The 247-nt window shown below is 58.7% G+C and carries 1 pseudogene; it reads left to right on the top strand.

Features of this window, described 5'->3' with window-relative positions:
• Window positions 1–247, top strand: a pseudogene (locus SB772_RS44275) (flagellum-specific ATP synthase FliI); the annotation flags it as partial.

Below are 247 nucleotides of genomic sequence, written 5' to 3'. Positions count from 1 at the left end.
GTACCGGTGTCGGTAAATCGGTGTTGCTGGGCATGATGACGCGCTTCACCGAAGCCGACATTATCGTCGTCGGGCTGATCGGTGAGCGGGGTCGAGAAGTTAAAGAATTCATCGAGCACATTCTCGGTGAAGAAGGGCTCAAGCGTTCCGTGGTCGTGGCGTCGCCGGCGGACGATGCGCCGCTGATGCGTCTGCGCGCGGCGATGTACTGCACGCGTATCGCCGAATATTTTCGCGACAAAGGCAA

The organism is Paraburkholderia sp. SIMBA_030 (assembly GCF_046535245.1).
Classification (GTDB): domain Bacteria; phylum Pseudomonadota; class Gammaproteobacteria; order Burkholderiales; family Burkholderiaceae; genus Paraburkholderia.
This window is presented reverse-complemented; position numbering and strand designations above follow the sequence as displayed.